The sequence below is a fragment of the Candidatus Neomarinimicrobiota bacterium genome (genome assembly GCA_018647265.1).
Taxonomy (GTDB): domain Bacteria; phylum Fidelibacterota; class Marinisomatia; order Marinisomatales; family TCS55; genus TCS55.
In genome coordinates this window covers 1-5,129 of record JABGTK010000111.1, presented here as the reverse complement: position 1 = coordinate 5,129, position 5,129 = coordinate 1, and the positions used below count along the sequence as shown (strand labels likewise).

Here is a 5,129-nt window from a genome sequence, read left to right as displayed (position 1 = left end):
TTAACCCACCCTCACATGTTATCTAAAGTAAAAATATTGGATAAGTTATTTAATTTAAATGTAGGACCGTATCGATCAGGCGGGTCAGACAAAACGCCCAATGCTGGTGGGTATTCATTTAATAAACCTTATCACCAAACAGCCGGGGCTTCTATGCGGCGGATTGTGGATTTTAGCAAAATGAATGAGACCCAATTTATTTTACCCACGGGGCAATCAGGAATACCGAGCAGTCCACATTATAGAGATCAAGCTGAAATGTATCATAGTGGAAAATATCGAACGACTTGGTTTAATGAAGATTTTATTCGCTCTGAGAAGAACGCCCATTTATTTCGCCATCTTATTTTAACTCCCAAATAGGATAATGTTACCTCTGTTCATCATCCTTGTTATTTTACTTGGGGTAAGGTATCGATTTTTTTGGCGAGCAAGACTTAGGCCTAATCCACCAAAAGTCATGGCCCATCGTGGCTTAAAAACCCACTCACCCGAAAACACAATCTCATCTTATAAAGAGGCAGTGGACCATGGGTTTGATGCTATCGAGATAGACTTGATACAAACTAAAGATGGGATACTCATGTGCTCTCATAATTTTGATTTAGAAAGAGAGACAAGCGGTCAAGGGTGGATTCACCAAAAAAATGAGAAAGAGTTGAATTCTATAAAAACTGGAGTGTATTCTCATGGAAACAATACACAATCTATGCCTACATTTTTTGAAGTTCTCAGCACAATACCTGAAAAAATATTTCTCAATATTGAAATAAAAACGAGGAAGTTATTTGATATGTCAGCCGCAAAATCATTGGGAAAAATAATTCGAAATAAGACCATAAATCACCCATTTATGATTTCGTCATTTAACCCGATTGTGGTAGCTTATTTCCGGATTTTTCATTCCAATGTTTCTGTTGGTTTTATTTTGCAAGATATAGAATGGCTTTGGGTAACCCATTGGATTCATCCGGATTTTTTTCACCCTCGAGGAGATTTGGTAGATGATGAGATTATTGAAATGAGTCAAAACCATAAACTCCCCTTAATACTGTGGACAATAAATACTCAACCCGCAATGACATGGTGTAAGAAAAATAATATCAAATCTATTATCACAGACAACCCGATGGGAATACATGTTTAAAGTAGAACGTGTTTTATCTAATGTAGTTCGCCCTCTTCGACATAAAATTTTACGTCCAAATTTACCATTTGAAGATTCAATTTTACCGGAAGACGATTTCCTGAGCTCAGCTCATTTTATCGTTAAAAATAATGGAAATATCGTTAGTGTTGCTTCTGTTTATAAAGAATATTTTGAAGCAATACCAACTCGAAAAGGATATCGATTACGGGGCATGGCAACTGAGAAAAAAGAGCAAGGGAAAGGGTTTGGCACCGTAGTGTTAAAGGGCGCGATTCATTATTTAAAAAACGAGACGGATGCAGATATTATATGGTGCAATGCTCGAGTGAGCGCTTTTGGTTTTTATGAAAAAATGGGATTTATCATTGTTGGAGATGAATTTGATCTCTCTAATATTGGTCCCCATAAAACTGGATATATTGAGGTATGAAATCAATCACGGTACAAGAATTAAAACAAGTTTTAGACAATAATAAAAAATTTACATTATTGGATGTTCGAGAAGAAAGAGAACTCATAATGGCATCGATCAAAGGGTTTAAGCACATTCCAATGATGGCAATTCCTTATCAATTAGAAATGATTCCTAAAGATGAGCCTGTTTATGTATTATGTCATTCGGGAATACGTTCGGCACAAGCTTCTCTTTATTTGCAGCAACAAGGAATTGATGCCATCAATATTCTAGGCGGTATTCATGCTTGGTCGTTGGAGGTTGATCCAGAAGTGCCCGTGTATTAATGACATCCTTAACAAAACTCTAACACAATGTATTTAATTTCACGATCTCATTACGGATTCTCATCTTAAAAAAATCGACCTAAATAAAAGGTGACACAATGAAAGATATAACGAGGCTTTTGACTTTTATTTATTTGGTTTCTACAGCTTTATTTTCACAAAGCAATGTGAATGGAGTTGTCTTTTTTAACCATTCTACAGAATTAGTTGAAAATGGTACAAACGCGTTCAATATGAAACGTGCATATCTGACCCTAGCTAATGATGTTAGTGAACCTGTGTCTTACAAAGTAACCTATGATATTGGAAGCAACGATGGCGGTAGCGCATACACAGCATTTTTAAAAGTGGCGATGGTTAAATTGAAAACAAGTTTTGGAGATGTCTCTTTAGGCATGCAGGGTATGAATATGTTCAAAACCATGGAAAATACATGGGGGCATCGATTCATTGATAAAATGCCGATGGACACCTATGGGTATTCTGCATCTGCTGACCTGGGTGTTGGCCTGAGTCGATCATTTGGTCCCGTATCTACCAGTGCCCTTATCACAAATGGCGGCGGCTATAAAAAAGCAGAATCAGACTCCCATAAAAAGTTGTCAATCCATGCGGTCTATGGTGAATCAAAATTGAACAATAAAGATGGTTTTAATGGAGGTTTAAGTTTTTCAATGGAACCCTACGATAAGGATTCACTTCCTACAGAAAATACAAATGTGTGGGGTGTATTTACCGGTTATGCCAGAAACGGTTTCCGCGGTGGACTTGAATTTGACACAAAAATTCAAGAGGATGTGTCTGGGCAAATTTTCTGCATATACGCCACATATAAAATCAATGATAAATTATCCATCTTGGCCAGATTAGATCAAGATGATGCCGATACATCAAAAGATAGCGATGGAATTCAGGCGATTATTGCAGGTATTCATTACATTGCTGGAAAAGGCATAACCATTGCACCTACAGTTAGAGTCAAGGCTCCGGAAGATGGGGATTCAGAAAATTCAATCGTATTGAATTTTCAGTTTGATTTCTAAATAAAAAGGATTGGACTTAGGAATCTATTGTCCTTGGCAACACTACGTAAAGTGCCGCACCACACAAACAGGCTAGTAGCCCCTTATTCCACCTTTGGCGGTGTGTTCAAGTGTTAAGGTGCGGAAGTGTTAATAAGAAATGACCTCGCCGGTGAGTTTATTCGTAAGGCGGTTTGAAGTCTCTTAATCGTCTTTCTTTAATAATCAAAGGAACAAAAGAAAAGGATCTTTTATTATGAAAATAACAAATAAACTGAGAACTTATTCGTTGATATTGCTAATTGGTTTTTGTGTTGCCTTTAATCCAATAAGGGGTGATACAATTTATGAAGATATTCAATTAACTGCTACTGATAGCGCATCTGGTGATGAATTCGGCCACTCCATTTCATTGGACAACGGCGTTGCTGCTATTGGTGCACCTTTCGATGATGACAACGGGACCAATTCCGGTTCCGCATATCTATTTGATGTTTCCACAGGTGAGCAAATCGTAAAACTCCTTCCGTTAGACGGTGTAGAGGGTGCTGAATTCGGTTTTTCTATAGCCATAAACAATGGCATTGTGGCAGTGGGGGCTAGGGCAGATGACGAAAATGGCACAAACGCAGGTGCTGCATATCTTTTTGATGCATCCACGGGTAATCAGCTCTTTAAGCTTACGCCTAATGACGCAGAGCCAAACGACGAGTTCGGAAACTCAATCGCCATCGATAATGACATTGTTGCTGTTGGAGCTTGGCGAGCTGATGAGCATGGCGATGGTTCCGGAGCAGCGTATCTTTTTGATGCGACAACAGGGAATCAATTGGACAAGCTATTACCACCTACTGGCAATAACTATCAAACCTTTGGTGTATCTATCGCAATGGACGACGGACTAGTTGTAATCGGAGCGCGTACTTTCTTTGACCTTAATGAAGGCTTTATCTATGCCAAAGCCCATCTGTTTGATGTATCAACAGGGAATCAACTCAACGAATTTCAACCGGATATTTTGAATTTAAATGGAGATCTGGGCGGGCATTTCGCTGATGCTGTCGATATTGATAATGGTCTTGTGGCCGTGGGAGCTCCATCCAGGAGCGTTGTATGGGATTTCTCTGGAGCTGCCTATATTTTTGATGCCTCAACGGGAGAGCAGCACCAGTTTATCTTCCCCGATGAAGTCTGGGACCGGGACCATTTCGGCATCTCCATATCAATCGACAACGGGGTGGTCGCTATCGGCTCTCAGGAGGATGACGACAGCGGCTTCGATTCAGGGTCTGCCTATTTTTACAATGCGCACACTGGTGAAGAAATACATCAACTTCTTGCTAGTGATGGAGCAGAATTCGACCTGTTTGGAGCTTCTGTTGCCATTGATGGAGATGTTACTGTTGTTGGAGCAAAGGGCTATACTGAAAGTCACACTGGTTCAGCATATGTTTATTCTGGAACCACAACTGGAATCCCAGGTGATGTTAATAATGATGGCATTATAGATGTTTTAGATGTTGTTCTCACTGTATCCATTGTATTAGATGATGATTACAATTCATTTGCAGATGTAAATAATGATGGATCCATTAATGTTTTAGATATTGTTCAAATTGTTAATCTTATTTTGGAACAATAGATTATTGTCAAGTCCTCAAAGGATATGAGAAATAGACAGGTTAATTTTATAGGGTACTTTATCGTAGATATTGCTCCTTTTTAAATTATGCTTAACAAGTGTTTTGAGATCACATCCCTCCAAAACGTTGCTAACTGAAAAAGAAAAGCCCTGCACCACTTAAGGTAAACAGGGCCTATCTTTCCATATCTACTAAAATACAGAGAATTATACAAGATCCACTAATAAGGTGCGGTATGCCTGCCTACAGCTTGTAACCGGCTCCTTCATTTGAGTTTTCCTGGACACTGAACTCAGAACACAATCCCGAAAGAAGAAAGATATAGCCAAATACATTTTTTCATTATTGTTTATAGCCGACAGCATCAAAGGGGTTAACGAGAACAGTAGTGATATTTTTTAAATGAGCCCCAATTCGTTTTAAATAACGAGCATAAAGCGCCAAAGATACTGTTTTTGATTCATCGCCCAGAGTAATTTCTCCTGAAATACATCCATTGACTATATTATCTGATACGCTCGTAAGGGTCTCTTTATACGAAACCATCATGGACCGTGCCACATCCGCATCTTG

The 5,129-nt window shown here is 38.9% G+C and carries 7 protein-coding genes; 6 read left to right on the top strand and 1 reads right to left on the bottom strand.

Translation table 11 applies throughout. The features are described from left to right. The 6 genes from HN459_06375 to HN459_06350 form a co-directional block, all read left to right on the top strand. Nucleotides 1–363 (top strand): penicillin acylase family protein (locus tag HN459_06375; GenBank protein ID MBT3479074.1); only part of this gene is annotated, 363 nt, incomplete at its 5' end. A gap of 4 nt (nucleotides 364–367) precedes the next feature. Next, nucleotides 368–1,147 (top strand): hypothetical protein, encoded by a 780-nt coding sequence (locus HN459_06370; GenBank protein MBT3479073.1) that lies wholly within the window; start codon nucleotides 368–370, stop codon nucleotides 1,145–1,147. Next, nucleotides 1,140–1,580 (top strand): GNAT family N-acetyltransferase, encoded by a 441-nt coding sequence (locus HN459_06365; protein MBT3479072.1) that lies wholly within the window; start codon nucleotides 1,140–1,142, stop codon nucleotides 1,578–1,580. The genes HN459_06370 and HN459_06365 overlap by 8 nt, the downstream gene beginning before the upstream one ends. After that, the gene (locus HN459_06360) at nucleotides 1,577–1,891 is read left to right on the top strand and encodes a rhodanese-like domain-containing protein (protein ID MBT3479071.1); all 315 of its coding nucleotides are present in this window, start codon (nucleotides 1,577–1,579) and stop codon (nucleotides 1,889–1,891) included. Before HN459_06365 ends, HN459_06360 begins: the two co-directional genes overlap by 4 nt. A 98-nt stretch (nucleotides 1,892–1,989) precedes the next feature. Next, on the top strand, nucleotides 1,990–2,934 hold the full coding sequence (locus tag HN459_06355) for a hypothetical protein (GenBank protein ID MBT3479070.1): 945 nt from the start codon (nucleotides 1,990–1,992) through the stop codon (nucleotides 2,932–2,934). 235 nt (nucleotides 2,935–3,169) lie between these two features. Further along, nucleotides 3,170–4,555, top strand: a complete 1,386-nt coding sequence (locus HN459_06350; GenBank protein MBT3479069.1) for a hypothetical protein — start codon at nucleotides 3,170–3,172, stop codon at nucleotides 4,553–4,555. Between the two features lie 343 nt (nucleotides 4,556–4,898). Here the strand turns inward: HN459_06350 and HN459_06345 are convergent. After that, a partial coding sequence (locus HN459_06345) for a hypothetical protein (protein ID MBT3479068.1) occupies nucleotides 4,899–5,129 on the bottom strand: 231 nt, incomplete at its 5' end.